The sequence below is a fragment of the Halegenticoccus soli genome (genome assembly GCF_002844195.1).
Lineage (GTDB): Archaea > Halobacteriota > Halobacteria > Halobacteriales > Haloferacaceae > Halegenticoccus > Halegenticoccus soli.
Map to the genome: position 1 here is coordinate 251,095 of NZ_PEND01000007.1, position 26,453 is coordinate 277,547.

25 protein-coding genes are annotated in these 26,453 nt (G+C 70.5%); 9 read left to right on the top strand and 16 right to left on the bottom strand.

The window, feature by feature from the left end:
• Window positions 1-227 precede the first annotated feature (227 nt).
• The 3 genes from CNO20_RS19180 (at window position 228) to CNO20_RS19190 (ending at window position 2,404) form a co-directional block, all read left to right on the top strand.
• Window positions 228-578 carry a DUF7471 family protein gene (locus tag CNO20_RS19180; protein WP_101297812.1) on the top strand — a complete coding sequence of 117 codons (351 nt, stop codon included), beginning with the start codon at window positions 228-230 and terminating at the stop codon, window positions 576-578.
• The gene (locus CNO20_RS19185) at window positions 575-1,090 is read left to right on the top strand and encodes a winged helix-turn-helix transcriptional regulator (RefSeq protein ID WP_101297813.1); all 516 of its coding nucleotides are present in this window, start codon (window positions 575-577) and stop codon (window positions 1,088-1,090) included. Before CNO20_RS19180 ends, CNO20_RS19185 begins: the two co-directional genes overlap by 4 nt.
• 108 nt (window positions 1,091-1,198) lie before the next feature.
• Window positions 1,199-2,404, top strand: coding sequence for an MFS transporter (locus CNO20_RS19190; RefSeq protein ID WP_101297814.1), 1,206 nt, complete (start codon window positions 1,199-1,201; stop codon window positions 2,402-2,404).
• 51 nt (window positions 2,405-2,455) lie between these two features.
• Here CNO20_RS19190 and CNO20_RS19195 read toward each other — a convergent pair whose 3' ends face one another.
• Both CNO20_RS19195 and CNO20_RS19200 read right to left on the bottom strand, forming a co-directional pair.
• Entirely contained in the window at window positions 2,456-3,334 is an 879-nt protein-coding gene (locus CNO20_RS19195) for an esterase/lipase family protein (protein WP_101297815.1), read from the bottom strand.
• A gap of 267 nt (window positions 3,335-3,601) precedes the next feature.
• A complete protein-coding gene (locus CNO20_RS19200) occupies window positions 3,602-4,576 on the bottom strand; it encodes an aldo/keto reductase (protein WP_101297816.1) in 975 nt (324 codons plus the stop codon).
• A gap of 214 nt (window positions 4,577-4,790) precedes the next feature.
• On the opposite strand from CNO20_RS19200, the gene CNO20_RS19205 reads away from it, so the two are divergent.
• Window positions 4,791-6,410, top strand: coding sequence for an acetate--CoA ligase (locus CNO20_RS19205; protein ID WP_101297817.1), 1,620 nt, complete (start codon window positions 4,791-4,793; stop codon window positions 6,408-6,410).
• 70 nt (window positions 6,411-6,480) lie between these two features.
• Here the strand turns inward: CNO20_RS19205 and CNO20_RS19210 are convergent, their stop codons facing one another.
• The 4 genes from CNO20_RS19210 to CNO20_RS19225 form a co-directional block, all read right to left on the bottom strand.
• The gene (locus CNO20_RS19210; RefSeq protein WP_101297818.1) at window positions 6,481-7,188 is read right to left on the bottom strand and encodes a ferredoxin--NADP reductase; all 708 of its coding nucleotides are present in this window, start codon (window positions 7,186-7,188) and stop codon (window positions 6,481-6,483) included.
• A 367-nt stretch (window positions 7,189-7,555) separates the two neighbouring features.
• On the bottom strand, window positions 7,556-7,750 hold the full coding sequence (locus CNO20_RS19215; protein WP_101297819.1) for a cold-shock protein: 195 nt from the start codon (window positions 7,748-7,750) through the stop codon (window positions 7,556-7,558).
• 163 nt (window positions 7,751-7,913) lie between these two features.
• Entirely contained in the window at window positions 7,914-10,481 is a 2,568-nt protein-coding gene (locus CNO20_RS19220) for a heavy metal translocating P-type ATPase (protein WP_101297820.1), read from the bottom strand.
• Window positions 10,482-10,602: 121 nt separating this feature from the next.
• The gene (locus CNO20_RS19225) at window positions 10,603-11,193 is read right to left on the bottom strand and encodes an AsnC family transcriptional regulator (protein ID WP_101297869.1); all 591 of its coding nucleotides are present in this window, start codon (window positions 11,191-11,193) and stop codon (window positions 10,603-10,605) included.
• A 129-nt stretch (window positions 11,194-11,322) separates the two neighbouring features.
• Here CNO20_RS19225 and CNO20_RS19230 point away from each other — a divergent pair, with 129 nt between their 5' ends.
• Window positions 11,323-11,523: a heavy-metal-associated domain-containing protein gene (locus CNO20_RS19230; protein ID WP_101297821.1), complete on the top strand. Its 201-nt coding sequence runs from the start codon at window positions 11,323-11,325 to the stop codon at window positions 11,521-11,523.
• Window positions 11,524-11,527: 4 nt separating this feature from the next.
• Here CNO20_RS19230 and CNO20_RS19235 read toward each other — a convergent pair whose 3' ends face one another.
• Both CNO20_RS19235 and CNO20_RS19240 read right to left on the bottom strand, forming a co-directional pair.
• On the bottom strand, window positions 11,528-12,403 hold the full coding sequence (locus tag CNO20_RS19235; RefSeq protein ID WP_101297822.1) for a hypothetical protein: 876 nt from the start codon (window positions 12,401-12,403) through the stop codon (window positions 11,528-11,530).
• A gap of 104 nt (window positions 12,404-12,507) precedes the next feature.
• Window positions 12,508-13,113, bottom strand: coding sequence for an AsnC family transcriptional regulator (locus tag CNO20_RS19240; protein ID WP_101297823.1), 606 nt, complete (start codon window positions 13,111-13,113; stop codon window positions 12,508-12,510).
• 255 nt (window positions 13,114-13,368) lie between these two features.
• On the opposite strand from CNO20_RS19240, the gene CNO20_RS19245 reads away from it, so the two are divergent.
• A complete protein-coding gene (locus CNO20_RS19245; RefSeq protein WP_394337276.1) occupies window positions 13,369-15,705 on the top strand; it encodes a heavy metal translocating P-type ATPase in 2,337 nt (778 codons plus the stop codon).
• Between the two features lie 54 nt (window positions 15,706-15,759).
• On the opposite strand, the gene CNO20_RS19250 is transcribed toward CNO20_RS19245, so the two are convergent.
• The 5 genes from CNO20_RS19250 to CNO20_RS19270 all read right to left on the bottom strand — a co-directional run bounded on the left by CNO20_RS19250 (window position 15,760) and on the right by CNO20_RS19270 (window position 20,651).
• Window positions 15,760-16,347, bottom strand: a complete 588-nt coding sequence (locus tag CNO20_RS19250) for a peroxidase-related enzyme (protein WP_101297824.1) — start codon at window positions 16,345-16,347, stop codon at window positions 15,760-15,762.
• An 87-nt stretch (window positions 16,348-16,434) separates the two neighbouring features.
• Window positions 16,435-16,926, bottom strand: coding sequence for a metal-dependent hydrolase (locus tag CNO20_RS19255; protein ID WP_101297825.1), 492 nt, complete (start codon window positions 16,924-16,926; stop codon window positions 16,435-16,437).
• Window positions 16,927-17,110: 184 nt separating this feature from the next.
• Window positions 17,111-18,631, bottom strand: a complete 1,521-nt coding sequence (locus tag CNO20_RS19260; RefSeq protein WP_101297826.1) for a uracil-xanthine permease family protein — start codon at window positions 18,629-18,631, stop codon at window positions 17,111-17,113.
• A gap of 139 nt (window positions 18,632-18,770) precedes the next feature.
• Window positions 18,771-19,718, bottom strand: coding sequence for a carbohydrate kinase family protein (locus tag CNO20_RS19265; RefSeq protein WP_101297827.1), 948 nt, complete (start codon window positions 19,716-19,718; stop codon window positions 18,771-18,773).
• A 153-nt stretch (window positions 19,719-19,871) separates the two neighbouring features.
• Entirely contained in the window at window positions 19,872-20,651 is a 780-nt protein-coding gene (locus CNO20_RS19270; protein ID WP_101297828.1) for a sugar phosphate isomerase/epimerase family protein, read from the bottom strand.
• Between the two features lie 76 nt (window positions 20,652-20,727).
• On the opposite strand from CNO20_RS19270, the gene CNO20_RS19275 reads away from it, so the two are divergent.
• Window positions 20,728-21,171, top strand: coding sequence for a DUF8048 family protein (locus tag CNO20_RS19275; protein WP_101297829.1), 444 nt, complete (start codon window positions 20,728-20,730; stop codon window positions 21,169-21,171).
• A 77-nt stretch (window positions 21,172-21,248) separates the two neighbouring features.
• Window positions 21,249-21,812, top strand: coding sequence for a GNAT family N-acetyltransferase (locus CNO20_RS19280; RefSeq protein WP_101297830.1), 564 nt, complete (start codon window positions 21,249-21,251; stop codon window positions 21,810-21,812).
• Window positions 21,813-22,274: 462 nt separating this feature from the next.
• On the opposite strand, the gene CNO20_RS19285 is transcribed toward CNO20_RS19280, so the two are convergent.
• Window positions 22,275-23,417, bottom strand: a complete 1,143-nt coding sequence (locus CNO20_RS19285; protein WP_101297831.1) for an acyl-CoA dehydrogenase family protein — start codon at window positions 23,415-23,417, stop codon at window positions 22,275-22,277.
• A 184-nt stretch (window positions 23,418-23,601) separates the two neighbouring features.
• Between CNO20_RS19285 and CNO20_RS19290 the strand changes: the two genes are divergently transcribed.
• The gene (locus tag CNO20_RS19290) at window positions 23,602-24,399 is read left to right on the top strand and encodes an RIO1 family regulatory kinase/ATPase domain-containing protein (RefSeq protein ID WP_101297832.1); all 798 of its coding nucleotides are present in this window, start codon (window positions 23,602-23,604) and stop codon (window positions 24,397-24,399) included.
• Between the two features lie 11 nt (window positions 24,400-24,410).
• Here CNO20_RS19290 and CNO20_RS22755 read toward each other — a convergent pair whose 3' ends face one another.
• Both CNO20_RS22755 and CNO20_RS19300 read right to left on the bottom strand, forming a co-directional pair.
• Window positions 24,411-25,067, bottom strand: coding sequence for a DUF4112 domain-containing protein (locus CNO20_RS22755; protein WP_233204254.1), 657 nt, complete (start codon window positions 25,065-25,067; stop codon window positions 24,411-24,413).
• Window positions 25,068-25,109: 42 nt separating this feature from the next.
• On the bottom strand, window positions 25,110-26,393 hold the full coding sequence (locus CNO20_RS19300; RefSeq protein WP_101297833.1) for a beta propeller repeat protein: 1,284 nt from the start codon (window positions 26,391-26,393) through the stop codon (window positions 25,110-25,112).
• Window positions 26,394-26,453 lie beyond the last annotated feature (60 nt).

Here is a 26,453-nt window from a genome sequence, read left to right on the forward strand (position 1 = left end):
GGTCGAGGGACGCGCGCGCCTCGATCGAACCGATTCGATTTCGTCCCCGGCGTTCGACGCTCGCACCAATCGTTCTTTGACCGGAGAGGCGTAACACCAACCAATGACCGGACGGTGGGTTCGAACGCGCAGGACCGGCGGCGGAACGCCCGGCGCGGCCGTCGTGGCCGTCGCGGAGACGACTCGGAGACACAGCGGACGCCGCGGAGCGGCCGACGGAGGTGCCGATGCATAACGGCCTGATCGCGCCGTACGCCCCGGCGCACGTCGTCACGACCGTCGACCCGAGCCTCGTCGCCGCCGTCGCGCTCGCCGGCGTCGGCTCGGTGCTGCTCGTGGCGCTCGGCGCGACCGCGTACCTCCGGCGGCGGTCGCGCTCGTACCTGCTCGTCGCGCTCGCCCTCGCCACGCTGCTCGCGCGGAGCGCGGTCGCCGTGCTGACGATCGGCGGGATCATGCCGTTCGAGGCGCACCACTTCGTCGAGCACGGGCTCGACTTCGTGATGGCCGGGCTCGTCCTCGCGGCGGTGTACTACGCGCGCGGCGTCGAGCGCGCCGCGGGGGTGGGCGACCGATGAGCGCGACGCGCAACCGGATCGCCTCCCACGTCGAGGACAACCCCGGCGTCCACTTCAACGAGCTCACGCGGGCGCTCGACCTCGCCCCCGGGCAGGTCCAGTACCACCTCCGCCAGCTCCTCGGCGACGACACCGTGATCGTCGAGGAGCTGTACGGCCGGACCCACTACTTCCCGCCGACGTTCGACGAGTGGGAGCGAGGGGCGCTCGCGCTCGTCCACCGGGAGACGGCGCGCGACATCATCGCCCGGCTGCTCGAACGCGAGACGGCCGCGCCCGCGGACGTGGCGGAGGAGATCGGCGTCGCCCGGAGCACGCTGGAGTGGCACCTCGACCACCTCGTCGAGCAGTCGATCGTCGAGAAGCACTACGACGAGCGGAACCGCGTCACGCTCACCCTCACGCGGCCCGAGGAGACGGCGCGGCTCCTCCGAGCCGCCTCGCCGACGCTCCCCGAGCGGTTCTCGGACCGCTTCACCCGCCTCGTCGACCGGCTCCTCGCCGGCGAGTGATCCCGTCTCGACGCGGGCGGACGGGCGACGCGGTTTTCGCCGCCCGTCGCCCCTCGGGGCGTCGACGCGGACGGACACGGATTTGATCCCCGGGTCCCAAGGGTCGGTATGAGCGGTTCAGTTCGCCGCGACCGGGCGACGCTCGCCTTCGCCGTCTGGGCGGTGCTCGTCTCGCAGGTGCTCCTGTACCCGGGAGTCGCGGACCTCGTCGCCGCGCTCGGCGCGCCGCCCGACATCGCGTCGGGGATGTGGTTCCTCGTCGCCGAGTTCGCCGCGTTCGTCGTCTGCGCCGGCCTGTGGGGCGCGCTGAGCGACGCCGTCGGCCGGCGAGTGCCCCTGATCGTCGTCGGCGCGGTCGGCGGGGCCGCCGGCTACCTCTCCATCGCCGCCGCGCCCTCGTTCGGGCTGTCGTTCGGCGCGGTGCTGGCGCTCCGCGCGGTCGGCGGGGCGCTCACCATCGGCGCGTTCTCGCTCGCCGTCACGATGCTCATGGACCTCGCCGGCGGCCACGGCCGGAACATGGGCGCGGCGGGCATCGCCATCGGGCTCGGGGCCGCCCTCGGCGCGATCGCGGGCGGCCGGCTGACGGCGGTCGACCCGCTCGCGCCGCTGTACGCCGCGGCCGCGCTGCTGTGTCTCGTCGCGGCCGCCGCGGCGACCGTCGAGGACCGCGCGCCGGACGGCCGCCGCGTCGGCGTCGGCGCCGTGCTCTCGCGGCTCGCCGACCGCCCGGCGCTCTCGGTCCCGTACGCGTTCGGCTTCATCGATCGCCTCACCGCCGGCTTCTTCGCGCTCGTCGGGGTGTACTACTTCCGCGACGCCTTCGGCCTCGACGCGGCGGCCGCGGGGTCGGTGCTGGCGCTCTTTTTCTTCCCGTTCGCCCTGCTGCAGTACCCGATGGGTGTCCTCTCCGATCGGATCGGTCGGTTCCTCCCGGTCGTCGCCGGCTCCGCGCTGTACGGCGCGTCGATCGTCGCCGTCGGGGCCGCGCCGGCGCTCGAACTCGCCGCCGGACTGATGGTGCTCGTCGGCGTCTTCGGGGCGCTCGTGGCCCCGGCGACGATGGCGCTCGTCACCGACCTCGCCGACCCCGGGGAGCGGGGGGCGGCGATGGGCGGGTTCAACGTCTTCGGCAGCCTCGGCTTCCTGACGGGCTTTCTCGTCGGCGGCACGGTCGCCGACGCCCACGGCTACCTGCCGGCGTTCGTCGTCGTCGGCCTCCTGGAAGTAGCGATCGCCGCGCTGGCGCTCCGGGCGGTCAGGCGGATTGCGCCCGACCCCGACAACGCGGAGGGAGGGCTCTCGGGGGCCTGATCGAGCGGCCGAGCCGGTCGGCTCCGGCGGACCCGACTCCGAGCGGGTCGCTCAGTTCGCGCCGGAGAGCCACTTGTAGACGAGGCGCTTCGACCGCCTCGCGGTTCGAACCCCCTCGTGCCCGCGCCGGACGGTCCGGTTCTCGACGGCCCCGTCGAGGCGGGGACTGTTCGGGTTCGTCGAGAAGAACGGGTCGTAGCGCCCCCTGATCGTGTAGTAGGACACGTCGCCCGGCGTCTCCTCGCCCCGGTTGAGCTCCGTCAGCCCATGGCCGTCCTCGCCGAGCCGGTCCGCGTCGAGGAACCCGAGCGGCCGCGCGTACTCGAACCGCCCGGAGAGGTCGCCCCACCACGAGACGAGGCCGTGGTTCGCCCCGGCGAGCCCGACGAACGCCTCGACCGCGTCGTACCGGTCGCGCGCCTCCATCCAGTGACGCGCCCCCGTCACCCCCAGGCTGTGCGCCACGACGGAGACGCGGTCGCGCCCCGTGTGCGTCAGGACGCGGGAGACGAACTCGTCCAGCTGGTCGGCCATCTCCTCGTGCGTCGACGTGGGCCGGCGGAACGTGATCGCCCAGAGCTCGTCGTCCCCGTACCCGCCGTCGCGGAGGAACCTGTGGTACCCGCGCCAGTCGCAGGCGTCACGCCCGTTCCCGTGGACGAACACGACCGGCGTCCGAGCGGTCGGCGACTCGGCGCGACCGGAGCGGGGATCGGACCCGCCCCACCCGCCGTACCGCCCGTCGGTCTCCCAGGGGAGATCGCGGCTCGCCGTCCGCGGCCGATCGCAGTCGAACTTGCAGCCGTACCCCGCGCCCGTCGCCGCCTTGAAGAGTATCCTGCTCCCTTCGGCGGCGGCGAGCCACGGATACATCGGATCTGCGATACACCGCTGCGTCGCTCTCGCGGAGCGTAGCAACCACTGGTTCATACAACGCCTCGTTACCTGATACTTGGTCCCGGTAATAGACCTTTTCAACCGCGTTCACTGGTAAACGACCCGTTTACCAGCCGCCCAGACCGCCGAGATCCGTTTAGTTACGCTGACGTTTTCGGGACCGGCAAGCGGAATTGTTCGCGAAGGCAACACTATCCGCGCGGAGACAGTACCAATAATTCGTTATGAACGAGCGGGCCGACGGTCCGGCGAACCGGCCGCGCCCCCGATCGAGTCAGAGCTCTCCAACCGCGTCGGGGGCTACTCGTGCCCCGACACCTGAACGGGTTCGTACGGCTCCTCCAGGTACTCCACGTCGCTCGAAGAGAGATCGACGTCGAGCGCCTCGACCGCGTCCTCCAGGTGCTCGACGCTCGTCGTCCCGACGATCGGGGCGTCCACCCACTCCTTGTGCAGGAGCCACGCGAGGGCGATCTGCGCCATCTTCACGCCCTTTTCGTCGGCCAGTTCCGCCACGCGCTCGTTGATCTCCGTGCCGCCGCCCTCGCGGTAGGGGTGGCGGTACAGGTGCTCCTCCGTCGAACCGCGCGTCGTCGCGTCGATCTCCTCGTGCGGCCGGGTCAGGTACCCCCGGGCGAGCGGACTCCAGGGAACGACGCCGACGTTCTCCCCCTCGCAGAGCGGCAGCATCTCCCGCTCCTCCTCGCGGTAGACGAGGTTGTAGTGGTTCTGCATCGTCGCGAAGCGCTCCAGTCCGAGCCGGTCGCTCGCGTGCAGCATGTCCGCGAACTGGTGGGCCCACATCGAACTCGCGCCGACGTACCGCGCCTTCCCCCGTCGAACCGCGTCGTCGAGCGCCCGCATCGTCGTCTCGACGGGCGTGTCGTAGTCGTAGCGGTGAATCTGAAGCAGGTCGACGGTGTCCATCCCCAGGCGGTCGAGGCTGTTGTCGAGTTCCTGCTCGATCGCCTTCCGCGAGAGCCCTCCGGAGTTCGGATCCCCGTCGTCCATCTGGAAGTAACACTTCGTCGCGACGACCGCCCCGTCGCGGCGGCCCTGCAGCGCCTTCCCGAGCACGCGCTCGGACTCGCCCCGCGAGTACATGTTCGCCGTGTCGAAGAAGTTGATCCCGAGGTCGAGCGCGCGCTCGACGAGTTCGAGCCCCTCCTCCTCGTCGAGCACCCACTCGCGCCAGTCGCTCGATCCGAAGCTCATGCAGCCGAGGCAGATCCGCGAGACTTCGAGTCCCGTGCCGCCCAGGGTGGTGTACTCCATGGGCGCGGATCGACGGGAAGCCACAAAAAGGCACGCGCCGCGACAGCGCCGCGCCCGTCGGCGAACCGATCCGCTCGCCCGCGGACGATTCCCCTCGCGCCTCCGCCGAACGTCCCGCCTCCTCGTCGGATCGGTACGCTGACCCGTCACCGTCCGCCCTTTTTCGCGTTCCGTGACCCAAATGATTAACCGGGATCTTCTCGATTCCCTCTGCATGGCACTCACATACGAGGACGCTGCCGCGTCGTTCGAGTGGGACATCCCGGAGGGGTACAACCTCCCCGCGACGATCGAAGCGCACGCCGACGCGTTCGGCGACCGGGTCGCCCTGCGCTTTCTGAGCGCCGAGGGCGGCCGCGAGGAGCGTACGTACGCCGACCTCCGGCGCGACATGAACCGTTTCGCGAACGCGCTCGAATCGCTCGGCGTCGGAAAGGGCGACCGGGTGATGCACCTGTTCCCGCGGCACCCCGACGCGTTCGCGGTCCAGCTCGGCGCGCTCAAGCGCGGCGCGCTCTTAGTCCCCTGCTCGTCGATGCTGAAGCCGAAGGACCTGCGGTTCCGCGCGAACGACTGCGGGGCGACCGCGATCGTCGCGCACGCCGACCTGACGGGGATGGTCGAACCGATCCTCGACGACTCGCCACTCTCGACGCTGATCTGCCTGGGCGGAAGCGCCGAGGGCTGGGAGCGCTTCGAGGACCTGCTCGACGGGCGGGACGGCGAGCACGACGGCCCCGCCCTCTCCGCCGAGGACGCGATGTCGATCAACTACACCTCCGGGACGACCGGCCAGCCCAAGCCGGTGCTCCACAAGCACCGCTGGATGCGCTGTTTCGAACTCGTGAACGGACCGTACTGGTGGGGCGTCGAGGCGGACGACGACCTCGACGACGAACTGCTGTGGGCGACCACCGGCACCGGCTGGGCGAAGTGGTTCTGGAGCCCCGTGGGCGTCGGACTCACGACCGGCGCGACGCAGCTGCTCTACGACGGGGAGTTCGATCCCGCGACGTTCCTCGGGATCATGGAGGACGAAGGCGTCACCCGCCTGTGCGCCGTGCCGACGCAGTACCGGATGTTCGCGCAGGTCGACCTCTCGGCGTACGACCTGGACCTGAAGGCGGCGCTGTCGGCGGGCGAGCCGCTGAACCGCGAGCCGATCGAGATGATGGAGGAGGCGTTCGGGGTCACGCCGCGGGACGGCTACGGGCAGACCGAGACGGTCGCGCTCATCACGAACTACCCCGGCATCGACGTGAAGCCGGGGAGCATGGGCAAGCCGGCCCCCGGCATGGGGACGACCGTCGTAGACGAGGACGACGAGGAGGTCGACGCGGGCGAGATCGGCGAGATCGCGGTGCCGGTCGACTGCCCGGGCATCTTCGACGGGTACTACGAGAAGCCGGAGCTGGACGAGGCGACGTTCTCCGGCGAGTACTACCGGACCGGCGACCTCGCCAGCCGGGACGAGGACGGCTACTTCTTCTTCGAGGGGCGCGCCGACGACATCATCATCTCGGCGGGCTACCGGATCGGCCCGTTCGAGGTCGAGGACGCGCTCGTGTCGCACCCGGCGGTCGCGGAGGCCGCCGCGGTCGCGAGCCCCCACGAGGAGCGCGGCGACGTGGTCAAGGCGTACGTCATCCTCGCCGAGGGCCGCGAGGGGAGCGACGACCTCGCGACCGAGATCCAGGAGTTCATGAAGGAGGAGACGGCCCCGTACAAGTACCCGCGCCGGATCGAGTTCGTCGACGAGCTCCCGAAGACGTCGAGCGGGAAGATCCGCCGGGTCGAACTCCGCAGGCGCGAGGAGGCCCGGTTCGGCGAGTGAGCCGGGCTCCGAGGGTGGGAAACCAGCGGCGGCCTTCGGACCCGTCCAGTCGGCCGTTCGGCCGGGCCGATCAGGACTCCTCGACGACCTCGTCGTCCTCCCAGCCCTCGGAGAACACCCGGTCGTCCGGGACGCCCTCGTCGGACAGCAGCTCCTTCGTCTCGACGACCATCTCCGGGACGCCGCAGACGTAGAAGTGCGTGTCGTCGAGCGTTTCCAGCGCGTCGGGGAGGTGCTCCTGCACGTGGCCGGTCAGCCCGTCCCAGTCCTCCCGCGACAGCGAGAAGTGGACGTGAACGTCCTCGTGGCCCGCCTCGAACTGGTCGAGCGTCTCCCGGTAGATGAGGTGTTCCCTGTCCTTCTCGCCGAAGAAGAAGTGCGCCTCGCCCGTCCCCTCCTCGACGTACCGTTTCAGCATCGCCATCATCGGCGTGATGCCCGTCCCCGTCGAGACGAACGCGACGTCGGCGTCGGCGTCGCGGAGGGAGAGGTTGCCGTCGAGCTCCTCGATCTCGATCTCGTCGCCCCGCTCGCGCTCGTGCATGTACGTCGACGCCGTTCCGTCGGGGTAGCGCTTGATCGCGAGGGTGAGCTGGTTCGTCCCGGGGAGGTTCGTCGCCGTGTACGGGCGGACCACCTCCTCGCCGTCGTTTCGAACGTGGATCTGCGTGTGCTGGCCCGGTTCGAAGTCGAACTCGTGGTCGGGGACGACGAGGCGGAACTGCTTGACGTCCGGCGTGATCTGACGGATCGAAGCGACGGTTGCCGTGTGCGTCATGCGTTCGGCTAGTGATCCGGCGGCTGCAAAGGCGTGCTGGCGGGTCGGCGTCGCTGCTCGGAGCGGGACGACCGCGCCTCGGAGTCTGAGCGCCGCGCGACCCGGCGCGAGCCGCAAACCCGCCGCGGTCGGCCGGCGCTCGAGGTTCGCGCGTGAACGGCGGAGGCGGGATGGCCTCCGGGACGTTGCTAGGATGACAGACCGCGCATAGTGTGCGGCGGACTAACACATGACTCTGTTAGTATTGGCTCTGTCGGTCAGACAGTCGCCGCTGTCCGATAGCGAACCGTGAGCGACCGAGCCGCGAACGGACGAACCGTCGCCGACGCTACTGGAGAAAGCGGATTCGCCGGGATCGACGCCGCCGTCAGAGTCGCTGGAGGTTCTTCGCGCGCGGGCCCTTGTCGGCCTGTTCGATGTCGAACTCGACCTCCTGACCCTCTTCGAGGTCCGGGCCGCCGACGTCCTCCATGTGGAAGAACACGTCCTCCTCGGAGTCCTCTGTCTCGATGAATCCGTAACCGCCGGTGTCGTTGAAGAAGGCAACCGTACCTTTCGCCATATGGCTTCACACACGCCGAGATTGGATATAAGAGTTGTGGCGATCCGGATCACCCCCGCTCGGGCGCGCGGCGGAGCGGTTGTGCGGCGCAGCGACGCGTTCGCGCGGCCGTGACGGGCGTCCGAGGGGACGACGGGAGAGAGGGCGCGTCGGCGCGCGATCCTCAGCGGAGGAAGCCGAGCGGTCGGTACCGCTCGTCCGGATCGTACCGCCTGAACAGGAGGCTGTTCGTCAGGACCGACACGCTGGAGAACGCCATCGCCGCCGCCGCGAACACCGGCTGGAGCAGACCCAGGGAGGCCAGCGGGATCATCGCCGTGTTGTACGCGAGCGCCCAGAAGAGGTTCTGCTTGATCTTCGCGAGCGTCCCCGCGGAGACGTTGATCGCGCGAACCACGTCCGCCGGATCGTCCCGCATGAGCGTGACGTCCGCCGCCTCGATGGCGACGTCCGTGCCGCTGCCGAGCGCGGTGCCGACGAAGGCCGCGGCGAGCGCGGGGGCGTCGTTGACGCCGTCGCCGACCATCATCGCGCGCCGGCCGTCGGACTGGATCGACTCGATCGCGCCGGCCTTGTCCTCGGGAAGGACGCCGGCCCTGACGTTCCCCGCCTCGACGCCGACCCGCTGCGCGACCGCGGTCGCGGTCCGCTCGTTGTCGCCGGTGATGAGCATCACGTCGAGGTCCCTGTCGAGGAGCGCCGCGACGGCGTCGGCCGCGGTCGGTTTCACCTCGTCGGCGACCGCGAGGACGCCGAGCAGGGCGTCGTCGAGCGCGACGAGGACGGCCGTCTTCCCCTCGCGCTCGAACGCCTCCATCGCGTCCGCGGCGGGCGAAGGATCGACGCCGTGCTCGTCGAGGAGCGACGGCTTGCCGACGATCGCGGTCCCGTGGCGGGTCCGCGCGCGGACGCCCCTGCCCGCGACGTTCTGGAACGCGTCGGGGTCGCGCACGTCGGCGCCCCGCTCGCGAGCGCCCGCGACGACGGCCTCGGCGATGGGGTGCTCGCTCCCGGCCTCGGCGCTCGCGGCGACTTCGAGGAGGAACCCCTCGGTGACCGCGTCCGCCTCGGCCTCCGCGACCCCCGCGCCGTCCGCCGTCGGGCTGACCACCCGGACGTCCGTCAGCGCCATCTCGCCCTCCGTCAGGGTGCCGGTCTTGTCGAAGACGACCGTGTCGACGTCGCGGACGCGTTCGAGCACGTCGCCGCCCTTGAAGAGGATGCCCCGGTTCGCGCCGATGGTCGTCCCGACCATCGTGGCCGCCGGGGTTGCGAGGCCGAGCGCGCAGGGGCAGGCGATGAGCACCGCGCTGGCGAAGACGATCACGGCGAACTCGAAGGCGGAGACCGCGCCGGGACCGCCCGCGACGGGGCCCCACAGCGGCAGCGCCTCGACGAGCGACGAGAGCGCGCCGGGGAACAGGAACCAGGCGGCCGCCCAGAACAGCGCGTTCGCGACGACCGCGGGCACGAAGTACGCGCTGATTCGGTCGGCGAGGTTCTGGATCTCGGGCTGGCGGCTCTGGGCGTCGCGCACCATGCGCACGATCTGCTGGAGCGCCGTCTCGGAGCCGACTCTCGTCGCGCGGACGTACAGCACCCCGCTCTCGTTGACGGTCGACCCGGCGACCTCGTCGCCCAGTCCCTTCTCGACGGGCACCGACTCGCCGGTGAGCATCGACTCGTCGACGGCGCTGTCGCCCGAGACGACCTCGCCGTCCGTCGGGATCCGCTCTCCGGGGCGGATCTTCATCACGTCGCCGACCCCGACCTCCTTCAGGGGGACCTCGCGCTCGTTTTCGTACCCCTCGTCGGTCTCGTCGACGACCGTCGCCGCGTCCGCTTCGAGTTCGAGCAGCTGGCGGATGGCGTCGCCCGCCCGCCCCTTCGAGCGGGCTTCGAGGTAGTTGCCGAGCGTGATGAACGTGAGGATCAGCGCGGCGCTCTCGAAGTAGAGCCCGCCGGCGACGAGTCCGAGCAGGACCGCGACGCTGTAGACGTACGCGGTCGTCGACCCGAGCGCGATGAGCACGTCCATGTTCGCCGTCCGGTTGCGAACGAGCGCCGAGTAGCTGTTCTCGTAGAACTCCTTGCCGAGCACGGCCTGCACCGGCGTGGCGAGGAGCAGCGCCCACCAGCCGGCGGCGACGCCGAGCGGGCGCTCCGGGATCGGGAGTCCGACGAGGTGGCCCATCATCAGGATCGAAAGCGGCACGGACAGCGCCGCGCCGAACAGCGTCAGTCGGCGCTGTCTGCGGATCTCGGCGTTCCGCGCGGCGTCGCGGCGGCGGCGCTCGTCGCTTTCGCTCTCCTCCGTCTCCCGGACGGGCGCGTATCCGGCCGCTTCGATCGCGTCGTAGATCGCGTCGCGGTCCGCGACCGTCGGGGCGTACTCGACTGTTGCCTCGTCGGTCGCGAAGTTTGCGTCGACGCGGAGGACGCCCGGAAGGCTGCCGACGGCGTCCTCGACGGTCGACGCGCAGTTCGCGCAGGTCATGTCGGCGATCCCGACCGAAACCGCGTCGCTCACCGGCTCGTAGCCGGACGCCTCGATCGCGTCGTAGATCTCCGCCAGCGTCACCCGGTCGCGGTCGTACTCGACCGTCGCCTCGTCGGTCGCGAAGTTGACGTTCGCGGCCTCGACCCCGTCGAGCCGCTCTACCGCCTCCGCGACGGTCGACGAGCAGTTCGCGCAACTCATCCCCCGGATTTCGATTCGTACCCGTTCCATGCAGTCTCCTGGTACTCGATAGGGACCCCGCCTTCATCCGGCTTTTCACTTCGAAACCGAAGCGAGAATGGGTTCGAACCTTCGATTCCGTCGGCGAGCCGCCGCGAAGCGTCGGTCCCCGCTACGCGTCGCTCCGAATGCGCTCGAACCGCTCTTCGAAGTTGGAGAGACAGGAGTCACAGCAGAAGTGATAGAGATCGCCGTCGATCCGGGTCGACTCCCCCTCGCTCGTGACCGTGTTCCCGCACTCGGCGCACGTCAGCGCGAGGCCGACGTCGGTGACCGTCGGCGTCCACCGCTCGTCGACCAGGAGGTCGACCTCGACGTTCCGGACCTCGTCGAGGTCGATCGCCTCGGCCAGGAGTCCCGTGACGTCGCCGTCGGCGGCGACCGCCCGCACCAGGAGCCGGGCGTCGGCGGTCTGAAAGACGTGTTCGACGCGGTCGAGGTCGGAGAGCGCCTCGCGCATCTCGCCGGCGCGCGCCACCGGCACGTCGAGGTCGACGAGGACCGGCATCCCGCCGTCGAGCAGCGAGCGGTCGAGGTCGAGCGTGAACGACCGGATCACGCCGAGTTCGCGGAGCCGGTCGACCCGATCCGAGACGGCCGGCGCGGAGAGGTTCACGTGCTCGGCCAGATCGCTGTACGGTCGCCTGGCGTCTTCGAGGAGCAGCCGGATGATCTGCCGGTCCTTCTCGTCGAGATCGCGCATGTCCGTCCTGGTCTTTTCCGCGTCGCGCCAAGGGGCTTTCGGCGGCGCTTTCGATCCGAAACTCCCGCGCGGATCGCACTTCCGCACGAAAAGGGAAATCGGAAAAACGGCGGCTCCCGTAGGCGGGGTATGGCCACGACACTGACCGTCGAAGGCATGAGCTGTAGCGGCTGCGAGGAGACCGTCGTCGAGGCGCTCGAACGCGTCGACGGCGTCGAGCGCGCGACCGCCGACAGCGACACCGATACCGCGACCGTCGACGGTCGCGCCGACCCGCTCGACCTCGTCACCGCCGTGCAGGACGCGGGCTACGAGGCCCGCGCCCGGTAGTCGATCAAGCCGGTTCCGACGCCCTCTCCGGAGCCCTCTCGCCGATACGCACGTCGAACGGGACGGTTATCAGTCGGCCTTCGGGTTTCACCTGGAGGAAGAGTCGATAGCGACCCGCGGTCGGGAACGCCGTCTCGAAGCGGACGATCCCGCTTTCGGGGTCGGTCTCTTCCGGGTGGACGTGCAGGTACGCGAGGTCGCCCTCGCGGAGGGCGACGAGGTGCCCGTGCGCGCCGAGGTACGGCTCCAGCCGGGGGGCCGGGCCGTCGCCCGCCTCGGACCGCAGTTCGAACGCCAGCGAGACGGCGTCTCCCGCGGAGATCCCGGCGGGTCGGAGGCTCACCACGTACCCCTCGACGGCGGCCTCGGACGTCGAGCCTGGACGCGGCTCGAACTCCGCGGCCCCCGGGGCGAACAGATCGACGCCGAGCGTCGTCGACCGACCGCCGACGCGAACGTCCACGAACGCCCGGTAGACCCCCGGATCGGGAAGCGTGAGCCGCGCGCGCCACGTCCCGTCGTCGGCCATTTCGGGGTGGAGGTGTCGAAAGCGGGTGAGGTCGCGCCGGACGAGAACGAGGTGGCTCGACTCGCCGTGCGTCTCCTCGAAGTCCGTGACGACGTTCCCCGCGCCGTCTCGGATCCGGTACGTCCAGTCGCGTTCGACGCCGGGCTCGAAGCTGACGTCCGAGGGAACGAGCCGAAGACCGTCGGCGGCGATCGAGAGGCCGCCGGGAAGCCCGTGGGAGTCCCGGTCGGCGCGATCGTGCCCACGGCGTCCGCGCCGTTGCCCGATCCCGTCGTTGCGCCCCTCCGGCGGCCCGTTCGATCCGTGCGGTCCGTGTCGGTCGGTCGAGTCACCCTCCGAGTTTCCGTCCATACGTTACACGTGGACGGGCGTTGCTTCCCCCGTTTCGCCTTCCGTCGGAAGGAATCTGACGGGCGGTTCCTTCGGATCGAAGGCCGAGGCCGCGTCCGCGGCGCTCACTCGGCCCGCGCGCCCTCGCTGAACCGCTCGTACCGCCCGCGGAAGCGCTCCTCGCACGACGGACAGCAGAGGTGGTAGAGGTCGCCGTCGAGGCGGAGGGTCGCGCCGTCCTCGCCCACCTCGTTCCCGCACTCGGCGCACGTCAGCGCGAGGTCGGTGCCGCCGATCTGCGGCGTCCACCGCGCGTCGGTCAGCACGGTGACGTCGTAGTCGGCGACGACGTCGAGCGTCGCGCCGAGGGTCTCGGCGAGGAAGGTTCGGGCGTCGCCCCTCGCCAGGCGGGCCTGGAAGAACACCCGTGGCTCCGCCGCCACGAAGACGTGTTCGACCCCGTCGGCCGCGGCGAGCGCGTCGCGCACCTCCTCGGCCGCGTCGGATCGCACGCGGAGTTCGACGAGGGCGGGGACGCCGCCGCGGAGCGCGGACCGGTCGAGATCGAGCGTGAACCGGCGGATGATCCCGAGATCCCGAAGTCGGGTCACGCGGTCCGAGACCGCGGGGGAGCTGAGTCCGACGCGCTCGGCGATGTCGCGGTACGGCCGCCGCGCGTCCTCCGTCAGGAGGCGGAGTATCCGGATGTCCGTGTCGTCCAGCGTACGCATGCTCACGGTACTCCGCGCGTGGGAAAATCGCTTTCGCACGTCGCCTTGGTTCCGAAGGTGACGCCCCGATCGAGGTTAACGATTTGAGGCGAAATCAGGATAACTCTCCCGACCGTTAGTTACCACGTCGATCAGACGGCGCGGAGAGCCGACGCGCGGGGCGAGCGCGGGAAGACGCGCGGCGCTCGATCGGTCCGCGTCGACGGCCGGCGCGAGACCGACGCGCCGCCCGGTTCGGACACGGAGGCGACACCAATGGGAGACGGAAACGACCACAATCACGACCGCGACGAGGAGGGCGACGCCGGGCGGGAACGCGCGCCCGGAGAGAGGTCGGCGCACGACGAGCCGACGGACGGGGACCCCGACCGCGAGCAACCGCGGACGGAGGAGTCGATGCTCCGCGAGGAGGCGATTGAACCCGCAAGACGCGGCGAGGAGCGCATCGAACGCGCCGGGCACGGAGCGCACGGCGAGCACGGCGAACACGCGGGCCGCGACGAGCACGAAGAGCACGGAGCACACGAAGAACGCGGTGCGCACGCCGGCCACGGCGGCGGCATGCACGCGGGGCACGAACAGCTGTTCCGCCGGCGCTTTTTCGTTTCGACGCTGCTTTCGATCCCGGTCCTGGTCTACAGCGAGATGCTGCAGGAGCTGCTCGGCTTCTCCGCGCCGGCGATCCCCGGAGCCGAGTTCGTGAGCCCGGCGTTCGCGGTCGTCGTCTTCGCCTACGGCGGCGTCCCGTTCCTGAAGATGGCCGCGCCGGAGGTGCGGGCCCGCGAACCCGGCATGATGACGCTCATCTCGATGGCGATCACCGTCGCGTTCGCCTACAGCCTGGCGAGCCTCCTCGTCCCGGGGGCGACGGAGTTCTTCTGGGAGCTGGTGACGCTCATCGACGTCATGCTGCTCGGCCACTGGATCGAGATGCGCAGCGTCCGCCGGGCGTCGGGCGCGCTCGACCAGCTCGCGCGGCTCCTGCCCGACACCGCGGAGCGCGTCGCCGACGACGGAACGACCGAGGAGGTTCCGGTCGACGAGCTCTCGGAGGACGACCTCGTTCTCGTCCGACCCGGGGCGAGCGTTCCCGCCGACGGCGTCGTCGAGGAGGGCGACTCCGACGTCGACGAGTCGATGATCACGGGCGAGTCCCGTCCGATCTCGAAGGAGCCCGGTGACGAGGTCATCGGCGGGACGATAAACGGCGACGGCAGCCTCCGCGTGCGGATCACCGCCACGGGCGAGGACACGACCCTCTCCGGCATCATGCGCCTGGTCGAGGAGGCCCAGACGAGCAAGTCGCGGACGCAGGTGCTCGCCGACCGCGCCGCCGGCTGGCTGTTCTACGCCGCGGTCGCGGCCGCCGCCGTCACGGCCGTCGCCTGGGCCCTCGCCGTCGGCCTCGACGTCGCGCTCGTCGAGCGCGTCGTGACCGTGCTCGTCATCGCGTGCCCGCACGCCCTCGGACTGGCCGTCCCGCTGGTCGTGGCGATCAACACGTCGCTCGCGGCGCGAAACGGCATGCTCGTCCGCGACCGGATCGCGATGGAGGACGCCCGGAACCTCGACCTGATCGTCTTCGACAAGACCGGCACCCTCACCAGGGGCGAACAGGGCGTCGTCGACGTGGCGACCGCTGAGGGAACGGACGAGGACGAGGCCCTGGCGCTCGCCGCCGCGGTCGAGGGCGACTCCGAACACATGATCGCGCGGGCGATCCGCGAGGCGGCCGCCGACCGCGGGCTGACGCCCCCCGACGCGACCGACTTCGAGGCGCTGAAGGGGCGGGGCGTCCGCGCCGAGGTGAACGGCGACGCCGTGTACGTCGGCGGACCGAACCTGCTCGATCAGCTCGAAAACGACCCTCCGACCGAGCTCACCGAGTTCGCTCGGGAGGCCGGCTCGAACGCGCAGACCGTCGTCTACCTCGTCCGGGACGGGGAGGCGGTCGCGGCCGTCGCGCTCGCCGACGTGATCCGCGAGGAGAGCAGGCGGGCGGTCGACGCGCTCCACGAACTCGGGATCGAGGTCGCCATGCTGACGGGCGATTCGGAGGACGTGGCCCGCGCCGTCGCCGCGGAACTCGGCATCGACACGTACTTCGCCGAGGTGCTCCCCGAGGACAAGGACGAAAAGATCGTCGAACTCCAGGAGGGGGGGAAGCTGGTGGCGATGGTCGGCGACGGCGTCAACGACGCCCCCGCCCTGACCCGCGCCGACATCGGCGTCGCCATCGGCAGCGGGACCGACGTCGCGGTCGAGTCTGCGGACGTCGTCCTCGTGCAGAACAACCCGCTCGACGTGGTCCGGCTGGTGAAGCTCAGCCGCGCCAGCTACCGGAAGATGCAGGAGAACCTCGTGTGGGCCGCCGGGTACAACGTCTTCGCCATCCCGCTCGCGGCGGGCGTCCTCGCGCCGATCGGCGTCCTGCTCTCGCCGGCGGTCGGCGCGGCGCTCATGTCGCTGAGCACGGTCATCGTCGCGATCAACGCGCAGTTCCTCCGGCGGGTGGACCTCAGCCTGCCGAGCCTGCCGGGCGTGTCCGCGCCCGCGGAGCGGGAGCGCGTCGAACCGAAGCCGGCGGACTGAACCGGCGGCGAGCCGGCGGCGAACCGGTGTCCGGTCGGCAGGTCCGAACCGGCCTCACTCTCTGCCCATCGCGTGGAACTCGTCGTTCGGCCGCATGTCGGCGAACATCGCCATCCGGTTCGAGAGGTTGAAGAAGGCGGTCACCGCGGCGATGTCCCAGATCGCCTCCTCGCCGTACCCCGCCTCGCGCAGCCGGTCCAGGTCGTCCTCGGTCACTTCGGCCGGCCGCTCGGTCAGCTTCACGGCCACGTCGAGCATCGCCATGCGCTTTTCGTCCACGTCGGCCGTGCGGTAGTTGGCGACGAGCTGGTCCGCCAGCTTCGGATCCTTCGCGTAGATCCGGCAGAGCGCGCCGTGGGCGACGTTGCAGTAGTAGCAGTGGTTGACGCCCGAGACGGCGACGACGATCATCTCGACCTCCTCGCGCTCCAGCGCCGTGTCGTCGACCAGCGCGTCGTGGTACTCGAAGAAGGCGCGGAAGTGCGAGGGCTTGTAGGCGAACGCGGCGAAGACGTTCGGCGTGAAGCCCGCGCGCTCCGTCTCCTCGTCGATCCGCTCGCGGAGGTCCGCGGGGAGTTCGTCGTAGTCCGGGACGGGGAATCGGCGCATCGCGTCGTCGTCTACGCGTGGGATGTCGGACATGCGCGAAGGTTCCCCGGGGTGGAGCATAAGCCTGAGCGACGCGCGAATCCGCGTCGAGGGACGCCCGCGCCGAGTCGACGCGCCGGTTCAGACGACGCCGAGGGCGAGCGCCATCGACGCCGAGGCGACGAACACGCCCAGCGCGAACAGGAGGTAGTTCGCCGCGGGCTTTTTCGCCGGCGTCAGCGAGATCGTGTACCGCTTCCGCGAGACGGGCCAGAGGTAGTTCACGCCCATCGGCGTGAGCGTGTCGGCGAGGAGGTGCGCGAGCACCGTCAGGCTCCCGAGGAAGAAGCCGAAAACGGTCAGGTCCACGCCGGTCTCGACGGGGAGCGCAGCGCCGAGGTAGCGACCGGCGGCCGCGAACGCGAGGCCGACGGCCGCGGCGAAGAGGAGCGAGTGCGTCGGCCCGCGGTGGGAGAGCAGGGGCAGCCGGTGGTCGCAGTCCGGCAGCATCGCCAGGCCGAGCATCACCGCCCCGGTCACGAACGCGAGCGTCGGGTATCCCCGCGTCACGAGGAGGTACCCGACGGGCGCGTAGACGACCAGCGAGACGCCGTAGTGGCCCAACTGGTACATGCGAATCCCTTCCGCGGACTGCTACAAAAAGTAGCGGATCCGGGTCGCCGACTCACGAACGGCCGGGTCGCCGGATCGCCGGACTCTCGAGCCGTCGAGCGCCCGGACGCGGAAGTCGGGGATCGGCGTTCGAAGGTCGAAGCGCGGAGACCGGCGGACCGAGTAGACCGTGGAAAACCGGGGTTCAGTCGGCCCGCGTCTCGGTCCCGCCGACGAACCGGTCGTAGGCGGAGTCGAACTCCTCGTCCGTCTCCGCGGTCGCCTCCCACTCGTCGAGTCCGCGCTCCTCGCGGCTGCCCCGGATGGTGTTGTCGAGGACGAACGCGCTCAGCCCGCCGACCGCCATGCCGGTGCTGCCGACGACGTACACCACGTCGGAGACGAGCTGCGTCCCGAGGACCGGGCCGAACACCGCGACGTTCGCCATCCCCTGCCGGAACGCCTCGGCGCTGCCGACCTCGCCCATGTACGCCGGGACGGCGAGCCCCGCGAACATCGCGAAGCCGATGATGAAGACGTTGCGCGAGGAGTCGAGGTCGACGTACCGGAGCTGCGAGAGACCGACGGCGACGATCTGGCCGAACATGGCGACGAACAGCCCGCCGACGATCGGGTTCGGGATCGTCGCCACGAGCTGTCCGAAGTAGCCGACGAAGCCGACGAACAGCATCACGAGCGCGCCGATCTGGACGACGTACCGCGAGGCGACGCCGGTCAGCCCGATCGCGCCGATGTTCTCCGAGTAGGAGGTCGACCCGCCGGTTCCCATGATCCCGGCGAAGACGTTCATGATCCCCTCCATGCCGATGCCGTGGTTGATGCGCTTTTCGCTCGGCGCGCCCAGCCCGGAGAGCCGCGCGACGGCGTGGTAGTCGCCGAAGCTCTCGATCATCGAGGCCGCGACGCCGGCGAGCATCCCGACGACGAAGGACAGCTCGAAGCCGGGCATCCCCCACTGGAGCGGGTAGATGGCGACGAACGCCGGGGCCTCGGCGATCGAGAGCAGGTCGACGTAGCCGGGGGTGTCGGGGCCGTACACGCCGGCGACCGACAGCCCGGCGGCGACGGCGTACGCGACGATCACGCCGAGCAGCACGGGAAACAGCTTGAACGCCTCGTGGGCCACGTCGAGGTACTGCGAGAACAGGACGATGAGGAGGACCGTCAGCCCCAGCAGCCACCAGTTGTTCGTCGCGGCCGTCACCTGCGGGACGCTGAACAGCGACAGGCCGATGAGCGCGATGGTCGGCGCGATGACGACCGGCGAGATGAAGCGTCGGACGCGCCCGAGCAGGCCGAGGTAGCCGATCGCGATCTCGGCCAGCGAGGCGACGATGATCGCGCCCTGCAACTGGAGGAGCGCCGCCTCCCACGCGGGACCGGCGGGGTTGCTCGCCTGCACGACGCCGACGACGGCGAGCGCCGGCGCGAGCATCGAAAACGGCGCACCCTGCACGATGGGGTAGCGGTTGCCGAACGTCGTCTGCGCGAGCGTCGCGATCCCCGAGACCACGAAGAACGTCCCGACGAACCGCGGAACCACCGACGCGGGCATCCCGAGCGCGCCCGCGAGGATCAGCGGCACGGCGATGTTCGCGCCGACCATCGTCAGGTAGTGCTGGACGCCGAGCAACAGCGACGTCCCGAGCGGCGGTCGATCCTCGATACCGTACTCCACGAAACTCGATGCCTCCCCGTCGCTCATGGCAGTCCCCGCATTGAACGAGGGATGTTCGACGCGCGGTATAAACTGCTCCGTTCTCGGCCGAGGGTGTCAGGCACATTTCACGAACGCCCCCGAGCCGCGCCGGAATCGCGACGCGGGACGCGCTTTGGCTCCCCCGCTACCCGACGAACTCTCTAACCTCGTCGCGGGTCGGGAGCGCGGTCATCGCGCCCGCCGCCGTCGTCGTGAGAGCCGCGACGGCGTTGCCGAACGCCAGCGCGTCCGCCAGGGGCTTTCCCTCCGAGAGCGCGGCGACGACGCCCGCCGTGAACGCGTCGCCCGCGCCGGTCGTGTCGACCGGTTCGACGTCGTATCCGCCGTGCGTCGTCTCGGTCTCCCCGGCGGCCCACGGCGCGTCGGCGGTCGCGTAGGCGTACGAGCCTTCGCCGCCGAGGGTGACGAGCGCCGTGTGCGGGCCGTGCTCGCAGACGGCCCGGGCGAGATCGGGCGCGTCGCCCTCGAAGCCGGCCTCGCGCAGGTCCTCCGGCGTCGCCTTCACCACATCGGCGAGCGCGAACCCCTCGCGCGCCTCCTGGGCGTAGGAGAAGTCGGTCCACCGCTCGGGGCGGGCGTTCGGGTCGAACGAGACCGTCGCGCCGGCGTCCCGCGCGCGCGACGCGAGGTCCAGGGCGGCGCTCCGCGACGGCTCCGTGTCGAGGGAGAGCACGTCGAAGTGGACCCAGCCGAAGTCGGCGAGTTCGTCGTCGGGAATCGCGCCGGGCTCCATGCGCGTGTCGGCCGCCCGCTCGCGGTAGAAGCTGAACTCGCGGTCGGCGTCCTCGCCGAGGCTGACGAACGCGAGCGTCGTCTTCGCCTCCGAGTCGCGCTCGACGTAGGTGCCCGGGACGCCCTGCTCGGCGAGGGCGTCGGCGAGGAAGTCGCCGAACGGATCCTCGCCGATGCGAGTCCAGAACGCCAGCTCCGCGTCGAGGCGGGCGAGGCCGACTGCGACGTTGGCTGGCGCGCCGCCGGGGCGGCGGGAGAACGATTCGACCGAGGACAGCGGGCCGGTCGACTCCGGCAGGAAGTCGACGAGCGTCTCGCCGGCGACGAGAACACGTGTCATACGGGGTGATCTCCGGCCCGGGAAAAAAATCCGACTGTTGCCGCGGCGCGCCCGGCGTTTCTCGCCGACGGCGTCTGCGAACCGGGCGGGGGACGCACGCGATCCCGCGCCGGTTCGGGTCCGCCGCCCCGCGATGAGCCGTCCGACGCGGCCTCAGAGCAGCGCGTCGAGGCGCGTTTTGCTCTCCGCGACGTAGTCGTACGAGTAGGTGAACACTTCGAGCGAGAGCGTGCCGTCCCAGCCGTCGGGGAGCGCCTCGAAGATCGCCGCGAAGTCGACGTCGCCCGCGCCGAACGGGAGGTGTTCGTCCTGCGGGACGCGCGTGTCGTTGAGGTGAAAGTGGGAGACGCGGTCGGCGTGTCGCTCGACGAACGCGGCGATGCCCGCCGAATCGCGGCCGTCCATCCGCGCGTGGCCCGTGTCGAGCGTCAGCGACGCGTCCGTCTCGTCCAGCAGCCGCGGCATTTCGTGGGTGCGCAGCAGGCTCCGCGGCAGGTTTTCGGCGCAGATCTCAACCCCCAGGTCGGCGGCGCGGGCGTCGAGTTCGCGGACCGACGAGAGGACGTTGTCCCGCAGGCCGTCGTCGTCCCAGGCGGGCGACCACGCGTTCGTGTCGGGGTGGAGCACGCCCTTCTCCGCGCCGAGTCCGGCGGCCGTCTCGACGGCGGCCTCGACCTCGCGGATCGACCCCTCCCTGACGTGCTCGAACGGCGATCCGAGGTCGATACCCCCGAACGGGAGGTGGACGAGCAGGTCGAGGCCGCGCTCGTCGAGCGCGTCGCGGATCTCGTCGCCGCGTTCCTCCAGTTTCCGGCGTTCGCCCCCGCCCTCCATCATCAGCTCGACGAAGTCGAACCCCCGGTCGGCGGCGAACGCCGCCGCCTCGACCGGATCCATTCCGATCTGCGTGACGAAGCCGGTTCGCGCGTTCATGGCGGTCCTCGGCGCGCCGCCGCCTTAGTTCCGCTGGAGGGGAGAGCTTTATCGCCCGGCGCGCGTACGGTCGGCGATGACCGAGACTGGCCCGCGCGATCCGCTCGCGGCGTTCGACGAGGAGGTCGTCGAGGCGGTCGCCCGCGACCGCGGCGTAGCGACCGAGCGGCTCCGCGAGCTTCTGCGACGACAGCAGGAGTCGGTCCGGGAGCTCCCCGGCGTCGACGACATCGTCTACGAGTGGCGCAGGGCGTTTCCCCGGAACCCGCTCGTCGAGCGCCGCGACGAGGCGTACTTCCTCGCGGTGCCCGACCACGTCTGGCCGGAGTTCGGGGACGCGCTGTCGCTCTCGTCGGCGGAGCTCGCCGCGCTGCGGGCGGTTCACGCCCGGCAGTTCGACGCGAGTCTCGGCGGGACCGACGGCTGCGGCGACGGCGATGGGACCGGCGGCGAGGGAACCGACGAATCGAGCGACGGCGACGGAATCGACGGCGAGCCGATCGTCCTGACGCGACCCTGATCCTCGACGGGGCGCGTTACCTCTTCCCACGCTACGGAAACGTTCACGTCGACGGCGCGCCACCACGACTCACTGCCATGCCCGGACCGGCCTTCCTCCGCGGCGAGCGGGTCGAACTACGGACGATCGAACGCGAGGACGTCGAGTTCCTCCAGCGCCTCGTCGACGACCCGAAGGTGTGGCCCGACATCGGCTCCGCGACGCCGACGAACGGCCCGCGGGAGGAGGAGTGGGTCGAGTCGCTCGGCGAGGACGGGGCGAAGGTCCGCTTTCTCGTCTGCGTCGACGGCGACCCGGTCGGCACCATCGGCCTCGACCTGAACGAGACGTGGGGCGTCGGCGAACTGGGGTACATGATCGCCCCCGAGGCGTGGGGCAACGGCTACTGCACCGACGCGGTCCGGACCGTCGCCCGGTACGCCTTCGAGGAGCGCCGCCTGCACAAGGTCGCGGCCGCGGTGTACGACTACAACGCCGGCTCCCGTCGCGTGCTCGAAAAGGCCGGCTTCGCGGAGGAGGGCGTCCACCGCGAGGAGGCGTTCGTCGGCGGCGAGTACCGGGACGTGATCCGGTACGGGTTGCTCGCCGACGAACTGAGCGAACCGAGCGCGAATGAGGGCGAAGCGGGCGACGGCCGGTGACGCGGCGTCCGAAGCCGCGAACCGTACGGTGCGCGGACCTCGAAGCCGAGCCGTCGCGTTTCGCCCGGCTCGTTCAGGAGTAAAAGATCGTGAACGGTGAGCGCCGCGATCCGTTTCGGACCGTTTCGTCCCCCCGAAACGGACTCGACCCCGAAACGGTCTCCCGGCTTTTTTCGGACGGGGTCGGTACGTCCGTCGGGGGCGAGATCCGGGCACGACCCCCACGCCCTTGAGAGAACCGCGCGCCGAACACCGCCAGTACCGCTGTCAACCGCGGCACACCTACTGCGACCGATTTTTTCGAAAGCTGCACAGCAACGACGAGGGGCCGTCGGGACCGTCCCGGAGATCAGAACCCGAGTTCTCGCCGATCACCAGGTGCCGGATCTCGCTCGTCCCGCTCGAAAGCCCTCGCTCGGACCCGTTCGGGTCCTCGCTCGCCCTTTTCATCTCCGCCAGGGATCAGAACCCTAACTGCCGTCCGATGACCAGGTGCTGGATCTCGCTCGTCCCCTCGCCGATCTCCATCAGCTTCGCGTCGCGGTAGAACCGCTGCGGGGCGAAGTCCTCCGTGTAGCCGTAGCCGCCGAGCACCTGCACGGCGTCCTCGGCGACCTTCCGGGCGGCCTCGCTGGCGTCGAGCTTCGCCAGGGCGGACTCCTTCGTGACGCTCTGACCGCCGTCGTACCGCACCGCGGCCTTGTGGGTGAGGAGGCGGGCGCGCTCGGTCTTTCGGTACATGTCGACCAGCTTGTCGCGGATGGCGTCGAACTTCGATATCGGCCGGCCGAACTGCTCGCGCTCCTTCGCGTACGCCGCCGCCGCGTCGTACGCGCCCTGCGCGAGACCGGTCGACAGCGCCGCGATGGAGATGCGGCCGCCGTCGAGCGTCTTCATCGTCTGCGTCCAGCCCTCGCCCTCCTCGCCGAGCAGGCGATCCTCGGGGATGCGAACGCCGTTCAGGGCGATCTCGCAGGTCGGCGAGCAGTTGAGCCCCATCTTGTCCCAGACCGTCGTGACCTCGAACCCGTCGTCGTTCCGCGGATCGACGATGAACGTCGAGATCCCGTCGTAGCCGGCGTCCGGATCCGTCACGGCTTTGACGAGGACCGAGCCCGCCTCGCTGGCGTTCGTGATGAACTGCTTCGTCCCGTCGAGGACGTACTCGTCGCCGTCCTTCTCGGCCGTGGTGTCCATGTCGCTGGCGTCGCTGCCGGAGCCGGGTTCCGTCAGCGCCCACGCGCCGATCTCCTCGCCGGTCGCCAGCGGGCGGAGCCACCGCTCTTTCTGCGCTTCGGTGCCGAACAGTTCGAGCGGCTTCGTGCCGAGGCTGACGTGCGCCGCGTAGGAGAGCCCGATCCCGCCGGAGACGCGACCGAGCTCCTCGGTGACGAGCGCGTACATGAGCTGATCGCCGCCGAGGCCCCCGTACTCCTCCGAGATCGGAACGCCCATCACGTCGAGGTCGGCGAGCTGACCGAAGATCTCCGCGGGGAAGCGGTGGTCGTTCTCGATCTCCTGGGCGATCGGCTCGATCTCCTCCTCGCAGAACTCCCGGACCGTGTCCCGAATCATCCGGTGCTCGGCGGGTAGCTCGAAGTCCATGGCAATTCTTGCGTGAGGTGCGTGATAAAGTCAGCGAACGACCGTGAAGGATCGGGCCGCGCGGTCCGGGCGGTGCCGCGGTGCGATTTTCAGCGGAACCACTCGGGGCGGATCGCGCTCCCGGTCGGAACAGTTCGAACCGCCAGCCCGGATAGTTATGCCCACCGGTGGCGTACCGCTTTCCATGGAACTGCGCCGCCTGGTCCGCGGCAGAATCGAGTGGCCGCGCCTCGAAGCGGTCGTCCGCGAACTCGCCGAGCGGTACGGCCGCGAGGGGGTCCACGTCGAGTTTCTCGACGCGGACAACTGGCTTTCGACCCCCATGGTCATCGACCGGGAGTGGTTCGTCAAGGTGATCACGCGGCAGAACTCGCTCGTCCACGCGCTGTTCACCACCGGGCGGAACCTCGGCGCGTTTTCGAGCGGAAGGGAGGGGTTCTTCGAGCACTTCGGCACGCCCTTCGACATGGCGAAACACGAGCTGGAGGCGACGCGTCGGATGCGAGAGATCGGCGTCAACGCCCCCGAACCCGTCGAAGCGCTCGAAGTCGACGGCCTCGGTGTGCTCGTCCTGGAGTACCTCCCCGACTACCGCTCCCTCGACGAGCTGGACCGGAGCGAGGAGCGGGCCGTCGCGCCCGCGCTGTTCGCCGATCTGCGGCGACTCCACGACAACGGTCTCGCCCACGGCGACCTCCGCGCGGAGAACGTGCTCATCCTCGACGGCGAGATCTACTTCATCGACGCGACGAACGTGCGACGGGACGGCCGCGACGACGCGCGATCGTACGACCTCGCGTGCGCGCTGGCCGCGCTCGAACCGCTCATCGGCGCGACCGCGACGATCGACGCGGCGCTGTCGGCGTACTCGGTCGAAGATCTGCTCAGCGCGCTCGAATTCCTCGACTTCGTCAACATCCGCCCCGACCACGACTTCGACGCCGCCGCCCTCAAGGGCGAGATCGAAAAGCGCGCGTCGTAGGTGCTTGGGCCCTACGTCGACGACGCGTCTGATTCGTCCGACTCGCCCGATTCGCCCGACTCCGGCGACCCGTTCGAGTCATCGGACTCCGCCGACTCCTCCAGCTCTTCCAACTCCGCCGCCGTCTCGGTCTCGTCCATCCCCTCGGACGCTTCGATCTCCTCGATCCGTTCGGCCTCCTCGCCCGCGTCGATGTCCTCCTCCTCCGCGAGTTCCTCGACGCCGTCGCGCTCTCCGGCTCCGTCTTCCCCTTCGTCCTCCACTTCGATCGTGATCTCCCTCCCCTCGGAGCGCCCGTGCATCGCCTCGAGCTCCCGTTCGAGCAGGTCGACGTTCCACTTGTTCGCCTTCCAGACGGCGTCGAAGAGCGTCCCGACGACGGGGACGGATCCGACGGCGACGTCGACGCCGACGTTCGCGAGCATCCGAACGATCGTCGTGTACGGCACGCCGAGCCGCGTCGCCTCGTAGACGATGTACATCGACATCGCGCCGACGACGACGTCGCCCGAAACCGGGAGCGCGCCCAGGACGGGATCGACGCCGACTTTGAAGTTTGTGCCCGGTATCTCGACGGACTCGTCCAACAGCGTCGCGACCGCCCGCGCGCGTCGGATCGCCGCCTCGTCTACCTCGCCCCGGATGTCCTGTGGGATCTCTCCGGCCATACGCGCCAATCGGTTCCCTTCGCTCATGGGCGTGGTGGCCAGTCACCGATACTCCAGAACGGTCCCCTCGGCGCCGACCGCGACGTGCGGACAGTCCTCGCCGATCGAAACGGCGTTCAGGCGCGCGTCGACGGGGGTTCGTCGCGGCTCCCACCCGCCGGGGACGCGCGCGCAGATCGTCCCGTCGCGGCCGCAGGCGAGTCCCGCGTCGCCGTCCCGGCAGATCCCCGAGAGTCCGCTCTCGCTCGCGCGCACCCTCGTCCAGACCGCTCCGTCGTACCAGACGACGGTCCCGTCGTCGACGGCGACTGAGACGGCGTCGGGGGCCGCCGCGACGTCCGCGAGCGTCCCGCCGGGGTCGTCGACGCCGATCGGTTCGTAGTTCGCTCCGCCATCGGCCGTCTCGAACACCGCCGCGTTCGTGTCGCAGACGTAGCCGGTCTCGGCGTCGACGAACTCGACGCCGGAGACGCTCGATCCGCTCCCCGGCTTCGTCGGCGTTCCCCACCGCATCTCGCCGTCCCGGAACTCGCCGCGCAGCACCGCCCCCGACCCGTTCGCCAGGTAGACGGCCTCGCCTCTCCCCGACGCCGCCGCGGCGACCGCCTCCCACGTGCTCGTGTTCGCGTTCGGAGCCGAGTAGTCGGCGTGGCGGCCGGTTTCAGGGTCGTACCTCGCGACGGCGCCGCCGTCGCCCGCGAACCAGGCGCCCCCGCCGTCGACGGCGTCGGCGCCGCGGAGCGCGTTCGACTCGGCCGCGGGGCCCTCGTCGAACGTCCGTCGCCACCCGTCCGTCTCGCGGACGAGCACGACGCCGCCGTCGCCGACCGCGAACGCCCGCCCGTCGGCGCAGGCGACGTCGAACAGCTCTCGATCGGTCGGAACGTCCACCGCCGTCCACCGCTTCTCGCGCGGTTCGACGGACGCGGCCGCGCCCGCCTCGCTGTCGCCGGGTGGCGCGTCCGGCGAGCCCGACGGTGCGCCGTCGGGCCGCTTCGACGCGTCCGTGGGCCGGGGCGGCGCGGCCGCCGCCTCCGCTTTCGCCCGTTCCGACGCGTCCGGCGCGTCGCTCGTCCGCCGCTCTCGGTCGCGCCCGCCGGCGTCCGAGGTGCGCCGGTCTCCACCCCCGTCTGACCGGACGTAGAGGTACAGCGGCGGCAGCAGATAGGCCGCCAGGGCCGCCGCGGCGAACCCGCGGTGGACGAACGTCAGCAGTCCGAGACCGGTCAGCGCCGCCGTCGACGCCGCGTGGACGCCGCTCTTCGCGTACCGCCGGTAGAACGTCCAGAAATCGCGTAGTCGCGCCTTCGCGGACGATCCGACCATCGACGGTCGGTTGGTCGCTCGCGGTTATCAGACTTTTCGCCGGTTCGGACCGGCGACCGG